Genomic DNA, 23,963 nt, shown 5'->3' with positions numbered 1-23,963 from the left:
GCCGGCTAAAGCACCCGCTTCACCGCCGCGTCCCAGCCGGCCAGGAGGCGTGTGCGAAACGCGTCGTCGATCTCCGGGCTGAACCGCCGGTCGGCCCGCCAGCACCCTCTCACATCCTCGATGCCTGAATAGACACCCGCGCCCAGGCCCGCGAGGAACGCCGCGCCCCAGGCTGTGCTTTCCGCGTTCACCGGGCGCACGGCGTCAAGCGCGCACAGATCTGAAAGCCGTTGCATGAAGCCGTCATTGACCGCCATGCCGCCGTCCACGCGCAGCTCGGCGATGTCCACCCCGTCGGCGGCCATGGCGGTGAGCAGGTCGCGGGTCTGATAAGCGGTGGAATCAAGCGCCGCGCGCGCGATTTCGGCCCGGCCCGAGCCGCGGTTCAGCCCCACGATCGCCGCCCTGGCGTCCGGGTTCCAGTGCGGCGCGCCAAGGCCTGAAAAGGCCGGCACCAGATAGACGCCGCTGTTGGGCTGGGCGTCCCTGGCCAGCGCCTCGATCTCGCCGGCGCGCGCAATGATCCCCAGCCCGTCGCGCAGCCATTGCACCGTGGCGCCGGCCGACAGCACCGAACCCTCCAGCGCGTAAAGGCTTTTCCCGTTCAGCCGCCAGGCGGTGGTGGAGAGCAGGCGGTTTTTCGACCTCACAAGGGTCTCGCCGGTGTGCACGATCATGAAGGCGCCGGTGCCGTAGGTGGATTTCATCTCGCCGGGACGAAGGCAGGCCTGACCGATGGCTGCGGCCTGCTGATCGCCGGCGGCGCCGCAAATGGGAATTGCGCGCCCGAAGATGGATTTGTCCGTCTCGCCATAGCGCCCCGCGCTGTCGACGATTTCCGGCAGAACGCTCCTTGGGATATTGAACAGGCGTAACAGATCCTCGTCCCAGTCGGCGGCGTCCAGAGCGTAAAGCGCGGTTCGGCTGGCGTTGGTGGCCTCGATCACATGGAGCTTGCCCCCGGTGAGGCGGTGGATGAGAAAGCTGTCCACAGTGCCGAAGGCGAGCTTGCCGGCTTCGGCTTTGGCGCGGGCGCCCGGCACGGCGTCCAGAATCCAGGCGAGCTTGGTGGCGGAGAAATACGGATCCAGCACCAGCCCGGCCCGCTCGGTCACCAAGCTTTCAGCGCCGTCGGCTTTGAGCCGCGCGCAAATGTCCGCCGTGCGCCGGTCCTGCCAGACGATGGCGTTATGGATCGGCCGGCCGGTCTCGCGGTCCCACACAAGGGTGGTTTCGCGCTGATTGGTGATGCCGATGGCGGCGGTCTCGTGGCCGGCGCCGTCGGCGCGCTCCAGCGTGCGGCGGGCGGTGGACAGCACCGTGGCCCATATGACTTCCGGGTCATGCTCCACCCAGCCGGAGCTTGGATAGATCTGCGCAAACTCCTCCTGGGCGCTGGATATCACCTCGCCTGTGGTGGAGAAGGCCAGCGCCCGCGACGAAGTGGTGCCCTGATCGATGGCGAGAAGCGCTGTGCGGGCCATGGTCTAATCTCCCCGGTTCGTTATGTTTGGCCTGAAGCTAGGCTATTGCGCGCTTTAGGAGAACGCCGAGATGAGCTTTACGACCGCGACGCTGACCTCGCCTACCGGCGCCGCCCTGTGCGTGCGCACCTGTGCGCCCGCCGGAGATATAAAGGGCGTGGTGCAGATCCATCACGGCCTGTCTGAACACGGCGCGCGCTATGAGCGATTCGCCGAGTGTCTCGCCGGGCGCGGGATCGCGGTGATCAATCACGACCATCGCGGCCATGGCTGGACCACCGCAGACGACGCCCCGGACGGCGTGTTCGCGGCGAAAGACGGTGCGGCGGCGGTGATGGCGGACGCGCTTGCGGTGGAGGATCACGCCCGCCAGACCTGGCCGGGCCGCCCGCTCATCGTGTTCGGTCATTCCATGGGCGGGGTGATCGCCATGAATCACGCCATGGCGCGAAAGGGCGAGCTGGCGGGCCTTGCGGTCTGGAACGCCAATCTGGCGCTCGCCTCGCGCGCCGGTCTGATGCGCGCCGTGCTGGGGCTGGAGGGCCTGTTCAAGAAAAAGACCGATCCCGCCCTGTGGCTGGATGCGCTCACTTTCAAGACCTGGGGCAAGCAGGTGAAGGGCGGCAAGACCCGCTATGACTGGCTGTCGCGGATTCCGGAAGAAGTTCAGGCCTATGTGGACGATCCCAAATGCGGGGCGCCGGCCTCGTTCTCGCTGTGGGCAGATCTGATCAAGCTGACCGAGCAGGGCGAGGACGAGCATCGCCTGCGCACGGTGCGCACCGATCTGCCGGTCCATCTGGCCGCGGGCGGCGATGATCCGGCCACCGACAAGGGCAAGGCGGTGAAGACGCTCGCTTCGCGGCTCTACAACGCCCGTTTCACCGACGTGACCATGCGCTTTGATCCGGCGGGCCGCCACGAAACGATCAATGATCTGGGCCGTGAAGCCGCCATGGACGACTTCGCCGACTGGGCCGAGCGGGTCTTCGCGCAGGCCGGGTAGGGGGCCGCCCCCTACTCCGCCGCCATCGCGGCGGGTTCCCGCGCGGGGCTCCAGCTGGTGTGGCGCAGGGCGCGGCCGAGGGTGCGGCGGCCGGCGTCCCTGGCGAAGCCCTTAGGTGAAAAGACCTGCTCGCCGCCCACAAAGACCGCCGCCACCACGCCTTCGGAGCGGTTGACCATCTGCTCGTGCTGATACTCCTCACGCCAGATGAAGCGGGAATTGGCCTCGCTGTCATAGGCGGCAAGAGCCAGCGGATCGATGATGGCGAGATCCGCCCGGTCGCCGATCTCCATGGTCCCGGCGTCCACGCCGATAAACTCGGCGGGCTCTGACGTCATGCGTTTCACCTGGCTGGCGACGCGGGCAAGGCCTTCGCTCTGGGCGATCTGCAAGCCGCGCAGATTGCCGTCATAGAAGGCCATATTGGTGATGTGGGCCCCGCTGTCGTTGAAGCCGGGCAGGATTTGCGGGTGGTGTAAAAGATCGCGCAGGATCTTCGGATCGCGATTGGCCGAGATCGTCCACCAGCGCAGCCCGAGATCGTATTCGCGGAACAGGTGCAGCATGAAGCCGGGTTCGGTGAGCGCGTCCTCGCCCATGGCCTCGAACGCGGCGCGCTCGTCGGCGGTGCGGGCCTTGCCGGGATCGGTGCGGAAGGCTTTCGCCCGGTCAAACACCGCCTGGAAGGTTTCGCCGGTCCAGATGTCCGGCCCGCCGGAATGGAAGACCATCTCCTCAAGATCGCGATCAAAGGCGAGCGTCTCGGCCTTCATCAGGCGTTTCAGGCGGTTCAGGCCGAACCCCGTCTTGCCGGTCATCCACATGTCCGCGAAGCGGCGGCGGAAGGCCGGATCGTCGATGCAGGCAAGGCGCCCGGTGCGGTCCTCAAGATCCAGCGCGTTCAACTCGCGCAGGGCCGGAAGCTCCTCGGCCAGCGGGTTGATGGGGCCGTCCCAATACACCTTGAACGGTGCGGCCAGCGCCTGGAAGCGGAAACGCCCGTTCAGCAGTTTCGAGTTGAGCACGGCGGTGAGCAACAGGGCGAGCTTGCGCAGCGAGCGGTTGGCGGCCACGTCCAGGGCGGCCACCGCGGTGATCTTCAAAGGCTTGCCATGGAGCAGGCCGGAGGTGAGCAGGAAGTTGCGGATCACCGCCGGCGGCGAGTTCTTCGGCGGGGTCGCTTGCCACAGCCGGTCATGGCGGCGCAGAATGCTGGTGAGCCGTTTCAGCTCCCTGTATCCGCCGAACTGGCTGGGGATCTTAACTTTGCGGTTCGGATCCTCGGAGAGAAAGTGGAAGGGCAGGGCGTCGGTGGAGAAGCCGGGATAACCCTCCTCCATGGCCATCTCCAGAAGGCCCTCCATGCGTTTGAGATCGTCCTCGGTCGCCTTGCGGCTTACAGAGCCGCTCAGGCCCATGGCCTCGCAGCGCAGCATGGAATGGGGAATCATGGGGATGACGTTGCAGCCCAGCGGCAATTCATCGAGATGGGCGTAATATCCAGCTGAGCTGGACCAGGTCGCCTTGTCGGCCAGCGCCCGCAGCACGGGCTTCGGCATGTTCTCCACCCGCGCAAAACAGTCCACCAGCGGGTCTTCGCCATTGCGCCGCTGGGCGCCGTAGGCGAGCCCCAGCGAGCAGTTGGACATCAGAACCGTGGTGGTGCCGTGGCGCACGGCTTCTTTCAGGGCCGGGTCGAACTCCACCTCCAGATCAAGATGGGTGTGGATGTCGAGAAGCCCCGGCGTCAGCCACAGGCCGTCGGCCTCCACCACGTTTGCGGCGTGCTCGGGCTCGAGCCCGGCTCCGCGTGCGGCGATGCGGCCCTTGGCGATGGCCACGTCCTCGACGCGGCCCGGCGCGCCCGTGCCGTCAAACACAAGAGCGCCGCGTATGAGCGTGTCCCAGCGCTGCGCCATGACCCGTCTCCTCCCATGTAAACCTGCGGCGGTGGTCCGCCGTCGCGCCTGATCTGTCGTCAAGTCGTCGCAATAGCGGACTGGAAATCGAGGAAGGCGTCAAGAACCTCTGCGGGGGCCTCCAGCTGGGGGTAATGGCCCACATGGGCCAGCAGGACGGTGTCCGGATTGGGCACAAGCTTTTGATAATGCGCCACCATATGGGCCCCGGACACCGGATCCAGCGCGCCGTCGATCACCCGTAGCGGGACGGGACTTTGTTGAAGCGCGCCCACCCAGCGCTCGCGATGCTCTCGCCGCTCGGCGATATAGCCGATGAGCTTGTGGCCGATGCGTTTGAGCGAGCCGTTGGTGTTCATCATCGTCCAGAAGGCGTCGAGCTCGCTCGCCTCGGGGCGCGTATCCGGCCCGAACACCTCGCAGAACCCGGCCTCGAAACGCGCCCGGGTCATGGCGCGCGACAGCAACGGCCCCAGCGGGGAATGCAAAAGGCGCTGGGTGAAGGTGGCGCGGTGCTGCTCGGGAAACAAGCCGCCATTGAGAAAACAGATCGACAGGATCTCGGCGCCGGCGGCCGCGCCGCGCTCGATATGGCGGGCCAGCAATTCCTGGGCGACCGTATCGCCATAGTCGTGGGCCAGGATATGGCAGGCCTCCACTCCCAGCCTGTCGAGAAAGGTCTCGTGGAGATCGGCCTGATCCATGATCGAATACTCATAGGCGGGCGGCTTTTCGGAAAACCCGAACCCGATCATGTCCAGCGCCGCCACCCGGTAGCGCTGGCACAGCGCCTCCCATTGACAGGCCCAGTCCCAGCTGGCGGTGGGAAAGCCGTGGATCAGCAAAAGCGCCGGCTTTCCCGCGTCGGTCCAGTCGCCGCCGGTGCGGTGGAAAATCTCGTGGCCGCGATAGCCGAAGGTCTCGCCGCCGGCGCGCCAGTCCTCAAGCGATATGGGGATCGCCATGTCATCCTCCCTGAGGCCGTCTGATGCGGCCTTGCGTGGTAAGGGCAGGATAGGCTGTGGAGGCCGCCCTGTCGCGGGCTCGCGCGATGAATTCAGGCTTCGGGAGCCGGGCTCACGCGCAGGCGCGGCAGCGCGGTGCGGCCGGATCGATTTCCAGGCGCTTCTCGCCGATGGCTTCGCCGCACTCCACGCACCAGCCGTACTCGCCCTCCTTGATGCGATGGAGCGCCGCGTCGATGCGGCGCAGCTCACCGGCGCGCCGTGCGTCGGCGGCCTTGGCCATGGCCTGGACCTGAAGGCTGTCCTGACGCGATAACCGGCCCACCGATTGCTGGTCGAGGCTCACCGGTTTGCGGTCTTCAGCCGCAGTCTGCGACAGCGCCAGAAGCTCGTCCTTAAGCGCAATTAATCTTGCGTGCGCCGTCTTTTCCTGTTCCGTCATGGGGTAAGGTCTATCATCAGGGCCGGTCACTATCAGGAATGTCCGCGCTGTGCATGAGCATTTCAAACGCCTCGCCGCCTATAACGCCTGGGCCAACGCCCGGCTCTATGACGCGGCCACCGCGCTTAACGATTTTGAGCGCAAGCGCGATGTGCGCGGCTACTTCCAGAGCCTGCACGGCACGCTGAACCACATGCTGGGCGCAGACCGGATCTGGCTGCGCCGCCTCACCGGCGAGGGCGAGGCGCCGAGCGGGCTGGATGAGATCCTGTTTGCTGACTTCAACACGCTGCGCGAAGCGCGCGAAGCGGAGGACAAGCGGCTCTCCGCCTATATCGCCGGCCTGGACCCGGCCGGGTTCGAGACTGTGGTGGCGTATCAAAACACTCGCGGCGAACCCAAGACGCTGCCGCTGAAACTCATCCTGACCCACCTGTTCAATCACCAGACCCATCATCGCGGTCAGGCGACCCACATGCTGCGCCAGCTTGGCGTGGCCGAGCCGCCGGCGCTGGACCTTTTGTATTTCGCGCTGCCCAGCGCCTAGCGGGTCGTGCGAGCTCAGGTGGAAAGCCGGCGCCCTGTCTCCTGCAGCCAGGCCGCGACGCGCTTTTTGTTCACGTTGAAATCATATTGGCCCATGACCGCGCGCGAGTAGAGGCACAGTCCGGTCCCCTCAGGCGTATCCACCGCCTGCGCTGTGACGAAATCTGGAAAGCCGAACACGGCGCTTTTCTGCACGATCTCGATCTGGCCGCCGCTCTCGCGGGTCAGCGTCGTGCGCGGCGCGGCGAGGGCGATCTCGCGAAACGCCTGCATCACCGCGTCCTGGCCGGCTGGAAAAAGCGGGCTTTCCTGATCCGGGGCGGCTTGGGCCCTGAAGCCGGCGGGCAGGACCAGCCAGCGGCGCGGGCGTGTGTCGGGGGTCAGCGTGGCGAAATCGATGGGAAAGGGCTGGTCGGCCATGCAGGCGTCTCCGTTTTTGATGCGCTTCAGGTCACATAACCCGCGCGCACGGCTTTATCAGCGCAGCGCAACACCCTAAAGAGGAAGTCAGGCTGCCGGAAGGGATGACGGGCGATGAGCGAATACGCGCTTGAGCTGGAGGGGCTGTCGAAGAGTTTCGGCGGCAAACCGGCTGTGAAAAACGTGACCTGGAGTGCGCGCCGCGGCGACATCACCGGCTTTCTCGGCCCCAACGGGGCGGGCAAGACCACCACGCTGCGCATGGCGCTGGGCGTGATCACGCCGGATGCAGGCACGGCGCGCCTGTTCGGCAAGGCGCCCGACGCCGCCAGCATGGACAATGTGGGTTTCCTGCCCGAAGAGCGCGGCGTCTATCGAAAGATGCGCGCCGAGGACGTCATCGTGTTCTTCGCCCGCCTCAAGGGCGTACCCGCTGACGAGGCGCGCCGCCGGGCCCGCATGCTGCTGGAGCGCTTTGGCCTGGCCGAGGCGGCCAAAAAGAAGGTCAAGGAGCTGTCCAAGGGGATGGCCCAGAAGGTCCAGATCATCGCGGCCATCGTCCACGAGCCCGATTTCATCATTCTGGACGAACCGTTTTCCGGGCTTGATCCGGTCAATCAGCAGCTTCTCGAAGACATTATCCGCGAGCAGGCCGAGGCGGGGCGCACGCTGTTGTTCTCCACCCACGTAATGGAGCACGCCGAGCGCCTGTGTAACCGCATCGTGCTTATGGCGCGCGGCGAGAAGGTGTTCGACGGCTCGGTGGAGGAGGCGCTGGCGCGGGTGCCGCGTCAGGTCGTTCTGGCCGCTCCGCCGGGAGAGCCCATGGCCGAAACCGTGGCGGCGTTCGGCGATCTGGAAGTGCTGGAAGAAAGCGCCGCCGAGACCGTCTGGCGCCTCACCCTGAAATCGGGCGCCGACGCCCAGGCGGTGCTGCGCGCCCTGGTGGAGGCCGGGGTGAAACTGACCCGGTTCGAGCCGCGCCGTCCGCATCTGCACGACGCCTTCGTGGCCCTGGTGGGCGATGAGCGCGCCGGCGACGTCACCGACCGCCAACCTGCCCTGAGCGAGGTCTGATCCCATGCGCGCAAGTTATCTCATCGCCCGGCGCGAATATCTGTCCTACGTGGCCACCTGGGGCTTCTGGCTGTCGATCCTGGCCGTGCCGGTCTTCGCCGCCATCGGCGGCGCTCTCCCGGGCCTCATACAGAATTCCCAGCCCACGCGCTATTTCACGGTGGTTGACGAGACCGGGCAGGGCCTTGATCAGGTGATCAGCGACAGCCTGGAGGCGCAAAGGCGCGAACAGGTCCGTGACCGGCTTGAAGCCATGGTGGCGACCATGCGCGGCGAGGCGGCGGCGCAAGAGGCGCTCGCGGTGTTCGATCAGGATCCGGACGGGTTGAGCTATCTTGACGAGGCGGCTGCGCAGGCGGGCCTGGGCGAAGCCGGCGCCGCGCTGGGCGGCGAGCGGCGCGATCGCATCATGGTCGATCCGCCAGCCCGCGATATCCAGGCGCTGCGGCCCTACCTCACCGGCGCGCGCACCATCGACACGCCCGAAGGCGACCGCGCGCTCTTCGCCGCCCTCATCCTTCGTCCTTCGGCCACGACGCCGGTGGAGATCGAATACCACTCCACCAATGTCACCAGCGACGGGGTCAGCGACGCCGTGCGCGGGGTTCTGCGCACCCATTTTCGTGAGGCGGCCTTCATGGAGCGCGGCCTTACGCCGGATGAGCTGGACGCCGTCATGGCGCTGAACCCGGTGGTGATCGAGATCGACGCGCGTCCCGGCGCCCAGGCCGGGGCCGAGGTGACGCGGGCCGACCGAGCGCCTTTCTATGTGGCCATCGCCATCGCCTTCGTGCTGTGGCTGGCCGTGTTTTCGGTGGCCAACATGCTCCTGACGAGCCTTGTTGAGGAGAAGGGCGGCAAGATCATCGAGCTTCTGCTCTCCACTGCGCGCTTCCATGAAATCCTGATCGGCAAGCTGGCGGGCGTGGCCGGGGTCTCCATCACCCTGTTCGCCATATGGGGCGCGGTGGGCGGCGGTCTGGCGCTTCTGGGCGGGGCGGTCCTGGCGACCATGAATCCGGCGATCGCCGAGCTCATCGCCAGTCTCTTTGATCCCGGCCTGCTGCTCGCCGCATTGTTCTTCTTTGCGGCCGGCTATCTGATGTACGGGGCGATTTTCCTGGCCATGGGCTCCTTGTGCGACACGCTGCAGGACGCCCAGACCCTCATGGGTCCGGTGATCTGGATGCTTCTGCTGCCCATGTTTTTCCTGTTCTTCTCCATCGAGGCCACCGATTCGGTGCTGCTGCGGGCGGCCAGCTGGTTCCCGCTCTGGACGCCTTTCCTGATGATGGCGCGCCTGCCGTCCGATCCGCCGCTCTGGGAGCTGGCGGGCGCCAGCACCCTGATGGTCTTCACGACCGTGCTGGTGGTCTGGGGCGCGGCGGCGGTGTTCCGCCAGGGGGCGCTGCGCCAGGCGGACGCCGATTCGGTGCGCCGCTTCTTCCGCCTGAAAAAGAAAACCGCCTAGGCGGTCGCGCCCGCCTCGCCGCATCCGCCGGTCGCGCCTTGTGCGCGATCGGCGCAAGGCGGCGGCCGTCAGATACGAAAAAACGCCGCGCTGAAGCCTCAGCGCGGCGTTTTTCATCTGGATTGCGACCGGCGCAAGGCGCTTTCGCGCCTTTTAGGTCAGCTGCTGGCGCGGCGCCTAGCGGCGCGGGCTGCCGGTGGCCTTCTTCGGCAGCAGGCCCTCGCGCTGGGCGCGCTTGCGGGCCAGCTTGCGAGCGCGGCGGATGGCCTCGGCCTTCTGGCGCGCACGCTTCTCGGACGGCTTTTCGTAGTGGTTGCGGCGCTTCATCTCACGGAAGGTGCCCTCCCGCTGCATTTTCTTTTTCAACGCCTTGAGCGCTTGCTCAACGTTGTTATCGCGCACGACGATCTGAACGATGGTCTTCTCTCCCTCGGTTCTTCGGGCTCAGGCGTTTAATCCTGACAATGTAACACACGCGAAGGACCGATGGGGTGCCCCGTCGGATTTCGCGCCGGGTCGCTTCAACAGAGGCGGGCGATCTACCAGAGCATGGCGAGGCTGGCAAGCCGTCATCACCGTTTCGGCCTTCTGTCGCGCGCCGTCTTGAGACATATGTTAGCACCAAGCGGGCGCTCGCGCGCCGTCAATCGTCACCGATCCTGGAGAGCCTCATGCTTCGACCCGCCAAAACCTTGCTTGCACTGTTCTTCGCCGTGGCGCTCACCGCGCCGGGCGTCGCTCAGGACGTGACCGAAAGCGAGCAGGAAAACTTCACCGTCGAAACGCTGGCCCAGGGCCTGGCCTATCCCTGGTCACTGGCCTTCCTGCCGTCGGGCGAGATGCTGGTGTCGGAACGCGAGGGCGCCCTGCGGGTGATCACCGCAGAGGGCCTGCGCGAAGCCGCCGTCACCGGCCTTCCGGGCGATTTGCTGGCGGAGCGCCAGGGCGGCCTGCTCGATATCGTCCCGGCGCCGGATTTTGCAGAAAGCCGGTTTTTGTACTTCACGTATTCAGAAGGCACGGTGGAGGCCAACCGCACCGTGCTCGCCCGCGGGCGGCTGAACGAGGACCTCACCGCGCTCAGCGATGTGGAGGATTTGTTCAAGGTCAATTTTGAAAAGGCGCGCGGCTTCCATTTCGGCGGCCGCATCCTGTTCAATTCTGACGGCACGTTGTTCGTCACGCTGGGCGATGGCGGCAGTTACCAGGACGAGGCCCAGAACCCGCAAAACCATCTGGGCACGGTGGTGCGCCTTAATCTCGACGGCTCGATCCCGCAGGATAATCCCGTGATCGAAGGCGCCGCGCCGGGTGTGTATTCCTACGGCCACCGCAATGTGCAGGGGATCGGGCGCCATCCAGAAACCGGCTCTGTGATCGCCCATGAGCATGGCGCGCGCGGCGGCGACGAGGTGAACGTGCTGCGGCCCGGCGCCAATTACGGCTGGCCGGAAATCACGTACGGAATCAACTATAACGGCTCCGTCATCACCGAGGATCGCGAGGCCGAGGGGATGGAGCAGCCGATCTGGTACTGGAATCCCTCCATCGCGCCGGCGGGGCTCGCCTTTTATGACGGCGACGCCTTTGCAAACTGGCGCGGCGATCTCTTCGTCTCGGCGCTGGCCGGCATGACGCTGCAGCGCCTGGAGATGGACGGCGACCGGGTGATCTCCACCGAAGACCTGCTTACGAGCCGCGACCAGCGCTTCCGTGACGTGCGGGTGGGCCCCGACGGCGCCGTCTACGTGCTGGTGGACGATCTGGAAGGCGACGTGCTGCGGCTCTCCCCGGCGGAGTAGGCCCAGCCCTTCGCCCCTAACCCTTGGCCACCGCGCCGAAAATCATGGTGAGGCGGGCGCGCATGAGCGCGCTCGCCGAAAACAGGTCAAGATCGTTCGTCACGCACCGGCGCAGCACCGCCAGATAGGCGTCCTGCAGGAACGCCACGAGATCGTCCAGCGAAACGCTCTCGTCGATCAGGCCCTGGGAGGCGGCGCGCTCCAGCGCGTCGCGCACCGGGCGCCAGGCGATATCGAGATTGGCGTAGAAACTCTGAAAATCATCGCCCTGTCCCAGCCAGCAATGACCCAGCATCGCCGCCATCAGATCAAGATCGGCGCAATGGCGCGCCAGATGCTGCTCCAGAAGGGCGCCGACGATGTCGCGCGCGCCGCCGGACAGGCTGGCGGCCAGGGTCTCGCAATCGGCGCCCAGGCGCTCGAAGTCCTCGCGCATCACCGCGTTGAGCAGCCCGATCTTGGTGGAGGCCGCGTTCAGCACCGTGCCCGGAGACACTTTGGCTGAACCGGCTATCGCTGCGATCGTCGCGCCTTCATAGCCGCGCCGGTGGAAGACTTCGCGGGCCGAGGCGAGCACGGCGCGGCGTGTCGCTTCCTTGCGCTGGGAGCGCTTGGTGATTTGCATGTCCATAAATCGCCTCGGGCTTTTCAAAATCCGCACTGGCGGCGCGGGCGTCGCGTACGGTACTCTGCGCCACACGACGAACCAAGTGTGCAAAGCTGCGCGCCTACGTCGCAGGCGTGTTCGGGGCTGGAGTATGGTGGCCGCCATGACGCTTGAGGCTGACATCATCATCGCGGGGGCCGGCGCGGCGGGGCTCAGCCTGGCCGGCGCCCTGGCCCATCCCGCCTTGCGGTCGCGGGTGCTGGTGCTGGAGCCGCGAACGATCGTGACGAACGGACGCCATTGGGTTTTTCCCGCCGAGCCCGGCCACGCCCTGTCCGGCCATGTCACCGCCAGTTTCGATGCGGTGAGCCTGGGCGGCCGCGCCGCGGCGCCTTTGTCGCGGGTGCGTCTGTTCCATGTGCCGGCCGAGGCGGTGCAGGCCGCCGCGCTGGAGCGCATGGCCGGATCACCGGCCTTACGCCTTGAGGAGAAGGTCCGCATTGACGGCGTGGTCAATGAGGGACGCTCGGTGCGCGTTGAAACCAGTCTTGGCGCGGCGCGTGCGCGGCTTTTCGTCGACACCCGCCCGGTCCATGGCGGGGTCGTGTCGGCGCGCGCCTGGACCCAGATCGCCTGGAGCGCCGCTGTGCGCGATGTGGACGCCGCACCGGGCTTCACCCTGTCCGCTGCGTTTTGCGACCATGGCGGCGTCGGGTTTGACCAGACGCTGGTGCTGCCGGACGGCGAGGTCCTGATCGAAGTGGTGCGCCTGGCCCGCCCCGGTGATCAGGGTGACGGGGTGGAGGCGCGCCTCGACGCCCGCCTCAGGGCGCTGGGCGTCAATCACACCGCTGTCTTCAAGCGCCGCCTGGTGGCGCCGCTGGATCCCGGCGAAGCCGACACGCTTCGCGGCGCGGTGCTGCAAGCGCGCGCCGGCGCCGGGGGCCTGCGCTTTGGTCCGGGCGTCGAGGCGCTGCGCCTGACGCGCTGGGCCGAGGCGGCGGCCACGCGCTTTTACAGCGGCGGCAGGATGACGGCTCCGCCCGGACCGCGCCGGTTCGCCCGCGCAGTAACGCGCAAGCTGTTGCGGCAGCTTGAAAGCGGGCCGGAGCCCGCCGCTCTGTGGCTGAACGCCATGCTGGCGCGGCTCTCTCCGGACGCGGGTTTGCGCTTCCTCGCCGGAGCGCCGCGCTGGCGGCGCCGCGCAGATCCGTTTGAACAGCGCCGGAAAAGCGCATGAGCGCGGCCGGCCCCAGCCGCGAGATCGCCGATTTCCTCACCGATCCAGCGACCCATGACGGCGCCGCCGTGGACACGATAGAGACCCATGGCGCGGTGGTCGTGCTTGCCGCAGACACCGCCTACAAGCTGAAAAAGCCCGTGGATCTGGGGTTCTTCGACTTCACGACAGTGGAAAAGCGCCGCGCCGCGCTTCAGGCCGAGCTGGATCTCAACGCCCCGGCGGCGCCGCAGATCTATCGCCGGCTGAGCTGGATCACACGCGGGCCGGCCGGCCTCGCCCTTGACGGGCCGGGGCAGCGGATTGAGCCGGTGCTGGTCATGGCCCGCTTTGATCAGGACGCGCTCTACAGCCATATCGCCAGAGCGGGCGGGCTCGACCTTGTGGAGGCGCGCAAGCTTGCGGCCATGGCGCGCAAGATCCATGGGCGCGCCAGCGTCAGTGAGGATCGTGACGGTCATGGCCGCATCCGCCGCGTGCTCGATCCGCTCATTGATCGGCTGACCGCTGCGGCGCCGGACGCCGGCTGTGTCGCCGCGGTCGCCCGCAATCTTGAAGCCGCCTTCGGCGATAGCCGCAAGGTGCTGAACACGCGGGCGGAACGGGGCTTTGTGCGGCGCTGCCATGGCGATCTGCACCTCAACAATATCGTCCGCCTGAACGGTGAGCCGGTTCCGTTCGACGCGCTGGAGTTCGACGAAGAGCTGGCCACCGTGGACGTGCTCTACGATCTCGCCTTTCTGATCGCCGATCTGGCGCGGCTGGGCTTGCGGGCCGAAGCCGCCGCGCTGGCCGGTCAATATCTGGCGGGCGAAGAGGCGGGGATCGGCGCTGCGGGCGCCGTGCTGCTGGACCCGTTCTGCGCCGTGCGCGCTCTGGTGCGGGCGCTGGCCAGCTTCACCCGCGACGGCGAGGACAGCGAGGAAGGGCGCCAATGGCTTGATCTCGCTGCTGATTTCGCCCGCCCTCGCCCGGCGCGCCTGGTGGCTGTGGGGGGGCTTTCAGGGTCTGGGAAGTCAACGCTGGCGGACGCTCTGGCGCTGGAGCTGGGCGGGCCGGCGGGGCTTTGGGTGATCAAGTCGGACGTGGAGCGCAAGGCGGCGCTGGGGCTCGACTGGAACGACCGGATCCCGCCTGATTCCTATACCAGACAGGCGGCGAGCGCGGTCTATGAGCGCCAGAGGGCGAAGGCGCGCGCGGCGCTGGAGGCGGGCGCGCCGGTGATCCTCGACGCGGTGCATCTCAACCCCGAGGACCGTGACGCCGTCGTGGAACTGGCCCGTTTGACCGCGAACCCGTTCATCGGGATCTGGCTCGACGCCGACCGCAAGATCCTGCGCGACCGGGTGGCCGCGCGCACCAATGATCCCAGCGACGCCGACATCGCCGTGGTGGACAAGCAGACCGCCTGGGACCCCGGCGAGATCACCTGGCCGCGCCTTGACGCAAGCCGGGGCCGCGAGGCGGTGCTGGACGCGGCGCTGCGCCTGGTGAGCGATCACTCACCGGGGCGATAGACGCTCACGGCTGCGGCGCGCACATCGGCCTCGCTCATGGGAACCCGGCGCATGTCCTGGGCGGCGAACATCTCCATCTGATCATCATAATGGGGCGAGGCCGGGTCCTGGCTGGCGCCGAACTGGTGCACCGCAAAGACCTCGGGAAGCTCCGCGCCCGGCGCCCATTCGGCCAGCATGTACAGCCCGTCGCCGGACGCCATGCGCAGGGTTCCGGTGTCTTCATCGATGATGGAGTTCACCGCACGCAGCGTGTCCGGTCCGCCCGCCAGCGCGATGCGCGCCTGACCGCGATGGAGGAAATTCACCTCCCGCCAGGGCGGATCGATGCGGCCGTGATGCTCGCGCAAAAGCGTTGCAGACCGCTCCAGCGCCTCGCGGATCGCGGCCTCGCTCACCTGCGCGAAATCCTGCGCCTGCCCATAGAGCTGCAGGGCCGTCATGATGGCGAGCCCGGCGTTCGTGTTGGCAAGATCGGTGTCCCGGTCCCAGGCCCCGATCGTGTCGGCGGCGGGCTGAAGCTCATCGCTCCAGTCCATGGCCGCGATGCGCGCCTGCATCCGCCCGGCATAGCTTTGAGGATCGTAGGCGGTGTCGTGTTTCACCGCGAGCAGGTCTTCGCGCGACACGGTCTCCAGCCCCGCCATGAGCGAAACGGCGCGGCGTCCCCGATTGGTCATGCGGGTCTCGATCCCGTAGCGCGCCGGATAGTCGGCGGCGTCCGGGTCGTCATCGGTGGTGGTGACGGTGAAGGGCGAGTGATTGGCGTCCAGCACATAGCCGGCGGCCGGGTCGATCATGTGCGGCATGGCCTCGAACGGCTCGAACCCCCGCCAGATCAGCTCGGAGCGGTCCCCCGGCAGGGTGTCTTCCCAGTCCACGCCGTCAATATCGGGCCGCGCGGGCATGCGGGCGAGATAGTAGCGCGCGATGCGGCCGTCGCTTGTGGCGACGATGCGGTTGGTGTTGCCCATGGCGCCCTGGCGCACGGCGGCCTCGAATTCGGCCAGCGTGCGCGCCCGCATCATGTTGTAGGCCTGCTCGATGAAGGCGATATCGCCCATGGTGGCGTAGCGGATCGCAAAGGCGCCGCTGTCGGTCTCCAGCACCGGGCCGTGGTCCGACCAGTGCGCGGGCCGGGTGACCCGCCAGGCGAAGGGGCCGAACAGCCGCACGGTCATGGAGGCGGTGCGCGTTTCAAACGCGCGGGTCTCACCGTCCAGCACATAGCCGTCGCCGTCGCGCACCAGTTCATAGACGTCGATGAGGTCTGGATGGTTGATGGTGGCGGCCTGGGCCAGGCCCGGATTGACGCCCAGATGCACCGCCGGCGCGCCGGGGAACATGCCGCCGGCGACGTTGAGGCCCTCTCCCGAGATCAGATGGCCTTCATACCAGGCCAGCGCCCCGTCCACCGGCTGGTGTGAGTTGATCATGATGCGCGCCGCGCCGTCGGAGGATTTTGACGGCGCCACCGCAAATGCGTTGGAGCCAAGCTCGGTGGCCGGGCCTTGCTGCAACATCACCTGCAGCGCCTGACCGCGCGTGGGATCAACCTCCACGTCGGGGGCGGCGAGCGCCGCCAGCACGTCGCCGAGCCCGTAGAAGAGCGGCGAGAAGAAGCCCGACAGCGCCGCAATGTCCTCGCCCGTCACCGGAAACAGGTCGGTCTCCGCTTCGCTGATATGATGGGCGGCGTAGAGATTGAGCCCGGCGGCATAGCCCTCCAGCACCGCGCGGGCGCCGGGGCTGAGCGCGCCGTACTGGGCCGCCACATCGTCGCGGATGCGCAGGAGCTGGACGATATAGGCGGTGCGCGCCTCGCTCTCGTTTTTCGCCAGCATTTCCGCGCCCAGGCCCGCCCGCAGGGACTCCTGAATGGTCGCGAAATCATCCTCGGCATGGGCCCAGGCGATGGCGAAGGCGGCGTCGGCGTCGGTCTCGCCGATGACGCGCGGCACGCCCCATTCATCGCGCGTCACCTCGGCCGAATAGGCGCCCGCGGCCGCGATCGCGGCGTCCGGGTCAAAGTCCCGTGTGTGCAGCGGCGACAGCCGAAGGCCGGCGGCGAACAGTCCGGCGATGACAAGGGCGGCGACGACCCCTGCGCCCAGCGCGATGCGTTTCATGATTGAACCCTCCCCGGTTTGACCGCGAGCGTACAGGGCTGAAGAATTTGAGCAATGGGTGTGGGGGCTGTGCGCGACTTATCCGCCCCCCGGATTCCTTGGTGTAGGATCTGAGCGAACTACAGCCTTGGCGCGCGGCGATAAATCGGATTCACTCTGGCCCATGGCTGACGATCACGCACCTTCGGTATCTCCGGAATATTTCATCAAGAAGTGGGGCCCTTCGAAGCTGAAGGAGCGCTCCGCCGCGCAGGAGCATTTCCTGGACCTGTGCCATCTGCTGGGCGAGCCGACCCCGGCGGAGATCGACCCGAAAGGGGAGTTCTATTGCTTTGAGCGCGGCGCGGCTGACCTGCTTCCCGTTTTCTCGGCCACGGAAAAGTGGAAAATTCTCGTTTAGCGGCTTGGGCTGCTGGTACGAGGAGAAGGCCGATGAAACGGTCAAAATTCACTGAGGCGCAGATCGCGTTCATTCTGCGCCAAGCCGAAGAAGGCACGCGTGTGGAAGAGGTCTGCCGCAAAGCGGGGATCAGCCAAGCCACTTTCTACAACTGGAAAAAGAAGTATGGCGGTCTGATGCCGTCGGAGATGAAGCGCTTGAAGCAGCTTGAGGAAGAGAACGGTCGCCTGAAGCGGATCGTGGCGGATCTCTCGCTGGACAAGGAGATGCTTCAGGATGTTCTGCGCCGAAAGCTCTGAGGCCCGCGCGCCGGCGAGAGCTGGTGGATCATCTGCGTGCGGCCTGGCGGGTCAGCGTTCGACGCGCCTGCCAGGTTCTCAGGGCCGATCGTTCGACCTACCAGTACAAGTCCCAGCGCGGCTCCCAGGAAGAGCTTCGCCAGCGCATCCGGGAGATCGCTGAGACCCGGGTTCGCTACGGCTACCGGCGTATCCACGTCCTGCTTCAGCGGGAAGGCTGGGCGGTGAACGCCAAGCGGGTCTATCGCCTTTATCGCGAGATGGGACTGCAGCTGAGGAATAAGACGCCGAAGCGGAAGGTGAAGGCGAAGCTCCGAGAGGGGCGATCGGATCCGGTGACGGCCAACGAGGTCTGGGCGATGGACTTCGTTCATGACCAACTCTACGACGGCCGCCGGCTGCGGATCCTCACCGTGATCGATGCGTATACCCGGTATGTCCCGGCGATCGAACCTCGCGAGCGGTTCACCGGCGCGGACGTCGTCGGCGTGCTCGAGCGCATCTGCGCCAGCCACGGGCATCCCAAGTCCATCCGCGTCGATCAGGGTCCCGAGTTCATCTCGCGCGATCTGGATCTATGGGCTTATGCGAATGGGGTGGAGCTCGACTTCTCCCGGCCCGGCAAGCCTACGGATAACGCGTTCATCGAGAGCCTGAACGGCAAGTTTCGCGCGGAATGCCTTAATGCCCACTGGTTCATGAATCTTGCCGACGCCCGCGGAAAATGCGAGCGATGGCGTAGAGACTACAACACCGAGCGTCCGCACAGCGCCATCGGCTACCGAACGCCTGCGGAGGCACGAAAAGCGTCAGGGCTCACGCAGCCCGCCCTGGCGCCATGACACGGGGATCTTCCAACTCCCCGTGGCCCGAAAACGGGGTCAAGCTCACGGCCAAGGAAGGCGGCGGCGACGGCTGGGCGGATGTCTGGAAGCGCCACCATTTCGGCTGGGAGTACAAAGGCAAGAAGAAAGACCTCGACAAGGCCCAGGACCAGCTGCGCCAGTACGCCGTGGCGCTGGAGAACCCGCCCCTGCTGGTGGTGTGCGACACCGACCGCTTCATCATCACCACAAATTTCACCAACACGGTGCAGGAACGCCATGAGCTTTCGCTGGAGGATCTGCGCGACGCTTCGAAGCGCGACCTGCTGAAGGCGGTCTTCTCAGACCCGAACAAGCTGAAACCCGGCAAGACCCGCCAGGCGCTCACCGAAGAGGCCGCCGGCGCCTTCGCGGCGCTGGCCACCCGCCTGCGCGAGCGGGGTAATGATCCCGAGCGCGTCGCCCATTTCGTCAACCGGCTCGTCTTCTGCATGTTCGCCGAGGACGTGGACCTGCTGCCGAAAAAGATGTTCCAGCGCATGCTGGAGCAGTGCGAACACGCGCCGGAGGATTTCGAGGACAACGCCCGCACCCTGTTCGCAGCCATGCATGCAAAAGAGGCGAAGAACCGCCGCGTCGGGTTTGAAAGCGTGCACTGGTTCAATGGCGGCCTGTTTGATTCCGACGCCGTGCTGCCGCTTGAGAAAGCCGATATCCAGACGCTCCTCACCGCCGCCAAGCTCGACTGGTCGGAGATCGACCCCTCCATCCTCGGCACGCTGTTCGAACGCGGGCTGGACCCGGACAAGCGCTCCCAGCTGGGCGCTCACTATACCGACCGCGACAAGATCATGATGATCATCGACCCGGTCATCAAGGAACCGCTGGAGGCGGAATGGGCGAGCGCGAAAGCCGAGATCGAGGCCGAGCTGGCCAAGGCGCAGACCGCAAAATCGAAGACCGCCCGCTCCGCCGCCCGCAATCGCGCGGAGAAGGTCCATTCGGCCTTCATGGAAAAGCTGGCGAAATTCCGGGTGCTCGATCCGGCCTGCGGCTCGGGCAATTTCCTCTATCTGGCGCTGCTCACCCTGAAGGATATCGAACACCGCGCCAATCTGGAGGCGGAATCCCTCGGCCTGCCGCGCGGCTTTCCCCGCGTCGGGCCGGAATGCGTGCGCGGGATCGAGATCAACCCCTACGCCGCCGAGCTCGCCCGCGTCTCGGTCTGGATCGGCGAGATCCAGTGGATGAGGAAGAACGGCTTTTCCGCCAATACGAACCCTGTCCTGCGCCCGCTGGACACCATCGAGAACGCCGACGCCCTGGTGGTGGAGCATCTGGACCGCGAGGACTGGACGGAGAAGCAATGGCCCGAAGCCGACGTAATCGTGGGGAATCCGCCGTTCTTGGGCGGGAAGCGGATGCGGAGCTATCTCGGCGACAACTATGTTGACCGGCTTCGCCAAATCTTCTCGGGGCGCCTGCCCAAATTTTCCGATCTTGTTTGTTACTGGTTTGAGAAGGGTTTTGCCGCTCTGAGTTTAAAGCGTGCCGGGCGGGTCGGCTTTGTTTCGACCAATTCGATAAGAGGGGGTGCGAACCGGAAAATATTGGAGCGGATCGTTGATGGCGCAAAAATATATAATGCTTGGGCCGACGAGCCATGGGTAGTCGATGGTGCGGCGGTGAGAGTTTCCTTGATCTGCTACTCTCTCCACGCAGAAAATTCGACATTAAATGGTTCTGCCGTCGAGGCGGTATGGGCGGACCTAACCGGTCAATCGGGCACGTCGCAGACGGATATTACCAAGGCAGTCGTGCTGCGTGAGAACGCTGCTCGTTCATTCATTGGTTTCCAGCCTTCTGGAGAATTCGATGTAGATGGCGATACCGCGCGGCGGTTTCTAACCGCGCCGACAAATCCGAACGGTAGGACCAACTCTGAAATACTCACGCCTTACTGGAATAGCTATGAGATTATCAGACGCCATCGTGATCGATGGATCATTAATCTAAATGTTCACGACGAGGCTGATGCGTCAGCATACGAGCTGCCCTTCGAGCACCTTTCGCGGGTGGTCAAACCAGCGCGCACAGAAAACAATGTTAGAAATCCGCGGGACTCAGAATGGCTTCAGGATAATTGGTGGCGCCACTGGAGAAGCAGGCCTGAACTCTTCGAGGCGGTCAGGCCACTTAGCCGGATGATCGTTACACCACTTGTCTCAAAGCATAGAATTTTCCGCTTTTCTGAAACTAACATCACGCCGTCTAACCTTGTGGTAACGATCGCCCGAGACGACGACACCACCTTCGGAATCCTCCACTCCCGCTTCCACGAACTCTGGTCGCTGCGCATGGGAACGTGGCTCGGTAAGGGCAACGACCCGCGCTACACGCCGACCACCACGTTCGAGACCTTCCCCTTCCCAGAAGGCCTGACCCCGGACCTTCCCGCCGCTGACTACGCCGAGGATCCGCGCGCCCAGAAAATCGCGGCGGCGGCGGCGCGGCTCAATGAGCTGCGGGAAAACTGGCTGAACCCGCCCGATCTGGTGCGCCGCGAGCCGGAGGTGGTGGCCGGCTATCCCGACCGCATTCTGCCGGTGGACGAGGCAGCGGCGGCGGTGCTGAAGAAGCGCACGCTCACCAATCTCTACAATCAGCGCCCCGCCTGGCTCGACCACGCCCACCGGGCGCTGGATGAGGCGGTGGCGGGCGCCTATGGCTGGCCCGCCGACCTGTCGGACGATGATGTGCTGGCGAAGCTGTTTGCGCTGAATCAGGCGCGGGCGGGGAAGGCATGATCATCACGGAGAGTTTTCCTGGCGATCACGCCGAGGATGTGAAAGACGTCCAAAACGATGCGTATGGCGATGCCGTTGGCCTGATCGCCAGCCGGGCTAGCAACGCGTATCTCTTCGCCTGCCGAGTGCTTGATGTGAGCGACGATTTTTCCGACGCCCTTTTTGAGAAACGCGGCCATTTCGATCACCGCGACGTCCAGGACCTGCACGATATCCTCGCGGCGATATGGCGATACTCAACATCCAGGACTGATCCAGCACTGCCGTTCCCGGAGCTGGCGCCGGAGAGGGTTTTAGAGGAATGGATGTCCTGGCTTTCTGAACAACTCGATTTTCTGGAAACGGAAGTCATTTGGGTTCGCAGCGTCGCTCAAGCAGGCGCAGGACTAAGAAGTGATCCCATTGGTGAACGCCTGAGGCCAGCGCTCGAGATTATTTGGGAGCGTTACCGACACCTCGCGCCATTTCTAGACGAATGGCACGCAAAGCGATTTCCTGAACACTATGAATGATCGAGACGCCATGACCGACATCGACACCATGCCGGTGGACGAGGCAGCTGCGGCGGTGCTGAAAGAGCGCACGCTCACTAATCTTCACAATCAGCGCCCGGCCTGGCTCGACCACGCCCACCGGGCGCTGTATGAGCCGCTGGCGGGCGCCCATTGCTGGCCCGCCGACCTGTCGGACGATGATGTGCTGGCGAAATTGTTCGCGCCCAATCAGGCGCGGGCGGGTAAGGGGTAAGGCGGACCGCCTGACGGAACCCCGCCCCCGCCTCGTTCGCTAGATAAGGCCAAGCAAAAAGCCGAGGTCCGCCATGGTGTCCGCCATCCTCTCCAACCGGTATGTGGCCGCGGTGCGCCGCGCGGCGACGGATGCGGGGCAGGAGAATTTGTCCTTCATCGCCGGGGGTGTGGCGTTTTTCGGCTTTCTGGCGATCTTTCCCGCCCTTGGCGCGTCGATCATGATCTGGGGCCTGATCGCAGAGCCGGGCGAGATCGAAACGCGCCTGGCGCGCTTTGGCGAGATGATGCCGCCGGCCGCATGGGAGGTGATCTCCGGCCAGCTGGAACGCATCGCCGGCGGGTCCGGCGCGGGGCTGGGCCTGGGCGCCGGGATCGCGCTGCTCGTGGCGTTCTGGAGCGCGGCGAAGGGGGCGCGCGCCCTGATCGCGGCGATGCATTTCTCCTATGGCGAGCGCGACACGCGCGGGTTTATCAAGAGCAATCTGGTGGCGCTTCTGTTCACCGTCGCCGGCATTCTTTACGCCGTGACGACGCTGATCCTGGTGGGGGCGATCCCGGCCGTCCTGGCGGCGGTGAGCCTTGGGACGCTGGCTGAAGCGGGCGTGGAGGCGGCGCGCTGGGTGATCGCGGTGGCGCTGTTCGCGCTGGCTTTAAGCGCGCTGTATCGCTGGGCGCCGGACCGAAAGCGCAAGCCCGGCTGGAAATTGCTGGCGCCGGGCGCGGTGGCGGCCACCCTTTTGTGGATCGTCGCCAGCTTCGGGTTCTCGCTCTACACCGCCAATTTCGCCGACTATAATGCGACCTTCGGGGCGCTGGGCTCGGTGGCGGTGCTGATGCTGTGGATGTGGATCAGCGCCTTCATCGTGTGCTTCGGCGCAGTGCTGAACGCTGAGCTGGAGCCGGGCGGGCGCCCTTGACCCCATGGACCGCCGCGCCGATGCTCGCCGCGCTTTGAACCAAGGAGGGGCGGCGTGGACGACTATATCAGGCAGGCGATCCGGACGATTCCAGACTACCCCAAGCCGGGAATCATGTTCCGCGACGTCACCACGCTGCTGGGTGATGCGCGCGCGTTTCGCGGCGCCGTGGACGCCATGGTCTTTCCCCATGCCGGCGCCAAGATCGACAAGGTCGCCGGGATCGAGGCGCGCGGCTTCATTCTGGGCGGCGCCGTGGCCCACCAGCTCTCTGTGGGCTTCATCCCCGTGCGCAAGAAGGGCAAGCTGCCCCACACCACCCTGTCCCAGACCTATGAGCTGGAATACGGCGTCGACGAGGTGGAGATCCACACCGACGCCGTGGCGCCCGGCGAACGCATCCTGGTGGTGGACGACCTGATCGCCACCGGCGGCACGGCCGAGGCCGCGATCCTGCTGCTGCGCAAGGCCGGCGCCGAAGTGGTCGGCGCCAGCTTCGTCATCGATCTTCCCGATCTTGGCGGTACGAAGCGCCTTGACGCCATGGGCGTGAAGTCGGCCTGCCTCACGGCGTTCGAGGGCGATTAGGACCGGCGTTGGACTCTGCGGAGAAACGGCGGATATTGAAGCCATGCAGACCCGCGCCTCCCACATTCTGGTGGTCGATGACGACGACCGCATCCGCGAGCTTCTGACGAAGTTCCTGCGCGAGCGGGGCCTGCGCGTCTCTGCGGCGCCGGACGGCGAAACCGCGCTGGCGCTGCTGTCCCAGATGCGCTTCGATCTGGTGATCCTGGACGTGATGATGCCGGGCGTGGACGGCTTTAAGGTTACTGAAACCGTGCGCGAAAGCTCTGATACGCCGATCCTTCTGCTCACCGCGCGCGGCGAGCCGGAGGACCGCATCAAGGGGCTGAGTCTTGGCGCCGACGATTACCTGGCCAAACCCTTCGAGCCCGAAGAGCTGGTCTTGCGCGTGGAGGCGATCCTGCGCCGGGCGCGGCCGCGGCGCAAAGGCCCCAGAGAAGTGCGCTTCGGGCCGTGGGGGTTCACGCTGTCCACCGGCCAGCTGGTGCGCGAGGGCGCGTCGGTGCGCCTCACCGGGGGCGAAGCGGCGCTGCTCACCGCGCTCGCCAGCGAGCCGGGCGAGCCGGTGTCGCGCCTCACCCTGTCGGAGCGCGCCGCCAACGGCGCCGGCGAGCGGGCGGTGGATGTGCAGATCACGCGCCTGCGCCGCAAGCTGGAGACCGATCCCAAGGCGCCTGTCTGGGTGCAGACGGTGCGCGGCGAAGGCTACAAGCTGGTGGCCGAGCCGGTGACCGCCGGCGATCGGCGGGCCTAG

The 23,963-nt window shown here is 66.0% G+C and carries 23 protein-coding genes; 15 read left to right on the top strand and 8 right to left on the bottom strand.

Annotation, left to right across the window (positions count from 1 at the left end; genetic code table 11):
* Window positions 1-5: 5 nt before the first annotated feature.
* Window positions 6-1,484, bottom strand: a complete 1,479-nt coding sequence (gene glpK, locus ACWCOP_RS12865; RefSeq protein WP_478248687.1) for a glycerol kinase GlpK — start codon at window positions 1,482-1,484, stop codon at window positions 6-8.
* 70 nt (window positions 1,485-1,554) lie between these two features.
* Here glpK and ACWCOP_RS12860 point away from each other — a divergent pair, with 70 nt between their 5' ends.
* Window positions 1,555-2,490, top strand: coding sequence for an alpha/beta fold hydrolase (locus tag ACWCOP_RS12860; protein ID WP_478248686.1), 936 nt, complete (start codon window positions 1,555-1,557; stop codon window positions 2,488-2,490).
* A gap of 11 nt (window positions 2,491-2,501) precedes the next feature.
* Here ACWCOP_RS12860 and ACWCOP_RS12855 read toward each other — a convergent pair whose 3' ends face one another.
* The 3 genes from ACWCOP_RS12855 to ACWCOP_RS12845 all read right to left on the bottom strand — a co-directional run bounded on the left by ACWCOP_RS12855 (window position 2,502) and on the right by ACWCOP_RS12845 (window position 5,816).
* On the bottom strand, window positions 2,502-4,409 hold the full coding sequence (locus tag ACWCOP_RS12855; protein ID WP_478248685.1) for an N-acyl-D-amino-acid deacylase family protein: 1,908 nt from the start codon (window positions 4,407-4,409) through the stop codon (window positions 2,502-2,504).
* A gap of 59 nt (window positions 4,410-4,468) precedes the next feature.
* A complete protein-coding gene (locus ACWCOP_RS12850) occupies window positions 4,469-5,374 on the bottom strand; it encodes an alpha/beta fold hydrolase (RefSeq protein ID WP_478248684.1) in 906 nt (301 codons plus the stop codon).
* Window positions 5,375-5,486: 112 nt separating this feature from the next.
* Window positions 5,487-5,816 carry a TraR/DksA family transcriptional regulator gene (locus ACWCOP_RS12845; protein WP_478248683.1) on the bottom strand — a complete coding sequence of 110 codons (330 nt, stop codon included), beginning with the start codon at window positions 5,814-5,816 and terminating at the stop codon, window positions 5,487-5,489.
* Between the two features lie 49 nt (window positions 5,817-5,865).
* Here ACWCOP_RS12845 and ACWCOP_RS12840 point away from each other — a divergent pair, with 49 nt between their 5' ends.
* Window positions 5,866-6,363 carry a DinB family protein gene (locus ACWCOP_RS12840; protein WP_478248682.1) on the top strand — a complete coding sequence of 166 codons (498 nt, stop codon included), beginning with the start codon at window positions 5,866-5,868 and terminating at the stop codon, window positions 6,361-6,363.
* 14 nt (window positions 6,364-6,377) lie between these two features.
* Here the strand turns inward: ACWCOP_RS12840 and ACWCOP_RS12835 are convergent, their stop codons facing one another.
* Window positions 6,378-6,782, bottom strand: a complete 405-nt coding sequence (locus ACWCOP_RS12835; RefSeq protein ID WP_478248681.1) for a DUF1499 domain-containing protein — start codon at window positions 6,780-6,782, stop codon at window positions 6,378-6,380.
* 114 nt (window positions 6,783-6,896) lie between these two features.
* Here ACWCOP_RS12835 and ACWCOP_RS12830 point away from each other — a divergent pair, with 114 nt between their 5' ends.
* Window positions 6,897-7,859 (top strand): ABC transporter ATP-binding protein, encoded by a 963-nt coding sequence (locus ACWCOP_RS12830; RefSeq protein WP_478248680.1) that lies wholly within the window; start codon window positions 6,897-6,899, stop codon window positions 7,857-7,859.
* 4 nt (window positions 7,860-7,863) lie between these two features.
* Window positions 7,864-9,330 carry an ABC transporter permease gene (locus ACWCOP_RS12825; protein ID WP_478248679.1) on the top strand — a complete coding sequence of 489 codons (1,467 nt, stop codon included), beginning with the start codon at window positions 7,864-7,866 and terminating at the stop codon, window positions 9,328-9,330.
* Window positions 9,331-9,507: 177 nt separating this feature from the next.
* Here ACWCOP_RS12825 and rpsU read toward each other — a convergent pair whose 3' ends face one another.
* A complete protein-coding gene (gene rpsU, locus ACWCOP_RS12820) occupies window positions 9,508-9,747 on the bottom strand; it encodes a 30S ribosomal protein S21 (protein WP_478250691.1) in 240 nt (79 codons plus the stop codon).
* 254 nt (window positions 9,748-10,001) lie between these two features.
* On the opposite strand from rpsU, the gene ACWCOP_RS12815 reads away from it, so the two are divergent.
* Window positions 10,002-11,132 (top strand): PQQ-dependent sugar dehydrogenase, encoded by a 1,131-nt coding sequence (locus ACWCOP_RS12815; protein WP_478248678.1) that lies wholly within the window; start codon window positions 10,002-10,004, stop codon window positions 11,130-11,132.
* A gap of 16 nt (window positions 11,133-11,148) precedes the next feature.
* Here the strand turns inward: ACWCOP_RS12815 and ACWCOP_RS12810 are convergent, their stop codons facing one another.
* Complete coding sequence (locus tag ACWCOP_RS12810) at window positions 11,149-11,757, bottom strand: TetR/AcrR family transcriptional regulator (RefSeq protein WP_478248677.1); 609 nt, start codon at window positions 11,755-11,757, stop codon at window positions 11,149-11,151.
* Window positions 11,758-11,902: 145 nt separating this feature from the next.
* Here ACWCOP_RS12810 and ACWCOP_RS12805 point away from each other — a divergent pair, with 145 nt between their 5' ends.
* Both ACWCOP_RS12805 and ACWCOP_RS12800 read left to right on the top strand, forming a co-directional pair.
* On the top strand, window positions 11,903-12,979 hold the full coding sequence (locus tag ACWCOP_RS12805; protein ID WP_478248676.1) for a lycopene cyclase family protein: 1,077 nt from the start codon (window positions 11,903-11,905) through the stop codon (window positions 12,977-12,979).
* Window positions 12,976-14,496, top strand: a complete 1,521-nt coding sequence (locus ACWCOP_RS12800; protein WP_478248675.1) for a bifunctional aminoglycoside phosphotransferase/ATP-binding protein — start codon at window positions 12,976-12,978, stop codon at window positions 14,494-14,496. Before ACWCOP_RS12805 ends, ACWCOP_RS12800 begins: the two co-directional genes overlap by 4 nt.
* Here the strand turns inward: ACWCOP_RS12800 and ACWCOP_RS12795 are convergent.
* Window positions 14,478-16,625, bottom strand: coding sequence for a penicillin acylase family protein (locus ACWCOP_RS12795; protein ID WP_478248674.1), 2,148 nt, complete (start codon window positions 16,623-16,625; stop codon window positions 14,478-14,480). The genes ACWCOP_RS12800 and ACWCOP_RS12795 overlap by 19 nt on opposite strands.
* Window positions 16,626-16,788: 163 nt before the next feature.
* On the opposite strand from ACWCOP_RS12795, the gene ACWCOP_RS12790 reads away from it, so the two are divergent.
* The 8 genes from ACWCOP_RS12790 to ACWCOP_RS12755 all read left to right on the top strand — a co-directional run bounded on the left by ACWCOP_RS12790 (window position 16,789) and on the right by ACWCOP_RS12755 (window position 23,963).
* Complete coding sequence (locus ACWCOP_RS12790) at window positions 16,789-17,025, top strand: hypothetical protein (RefSeq protein ID WP_478248673.1); 237 nt, start codon at window positions 16,789-16,791, stop codon at window positions 17,023-17,025.
* A gap of 32 nt (window positions 17,026-17,057) precedes the next feature.
* Window positions 17,058-18,166 (top strand): IS3 family transposase gene (locus tag ACWCOP_RS12785; protein WP_478247734.1). Its coding sequence is split into 2 segments (ribosomal slippage): window positions 17,058-17,322 and window positions 17,322-18,166, totalling 1,110 coding nucleotides; the frame shifts between segments, so codons are not numbered across the junction.
* Entirely contained in the window at window positions 18,163-20,955 is a 2,793-nt protein-coding gene (locus tag ACWCOP_RS12780) for a class I SAM-dependent DNA methyltransferase (protein ID WP_478248672.1), read from the top strand. Before ACWCOP_RS12785 ends, ACWCOP_RS12780 begins: the two co-directional genes overlap by 4 nt.
* Window positions 20,952-21,467, top strand: coding sequence for a hypothetical protein (locus ACWCOP_RS12775; RefSeq protein WP_478248671.1), 516 nt, complete (start codon window positions 20,952-20,954; stop codon window positions 21,465-21,467). Before ACWCOP_RS12780 ends, ACWCOP_RS12775 begins: the two co-directional genes overlap by 4 nt.
* A gap of 10 nt (window positions 21,468-21,477) precedes the next feature.
* Entirely contained in the window at window positions 21,478-21,702 is a 225-nt protein-coding gene (locus ACWCOP_RS12770) for a hypothetical protein (protein WP_478248670.1), read from the top strand.
* Between the two features lie 73 nt (window positions 21,703-21,775).
* On the top strand, window positions 21,776-22,621 hold the full coding sequence (locus ACWCOP_RS12765; RefSeq protein WP_478248669.1) for a YihY/virulence factor BrkB family protein: 846 nt from the start codon (window positions 21,776-21,778) through the stop codon (window positions 22,619-22,621).
* 114 nt (window positions 22,622-22,735) lie between these two features.
* Window positions 22,736-23,209, top strand: coding sequence for an adenine phosphoribosyltransferase (locus tag ACWCOP_RS12760; protein ID WP_478250690.1), 474 nt, complete (start codon window positions 22,736-22,738; stop codon window positions 23,207-23,209).
* 43 nt (window positions 23,210-23,252) lie between these two features.
* A complete protein-coding gene (locus tag ACWCOP_RS12755) occupies window positions 23,253-23,963 on the top strand; it encodes a response regulator (protein ID WP_478248668.1) in 711 nt (236 codons plus the stop codon).

It is taken from the genome of Apolloniradiicaulis salifontis, from assembly GCF_053756655.1.
Note: the sequence above shows the minus strand (reverse complement) of the source record. Positions and strands in the feature narration are given on the sequence as shown.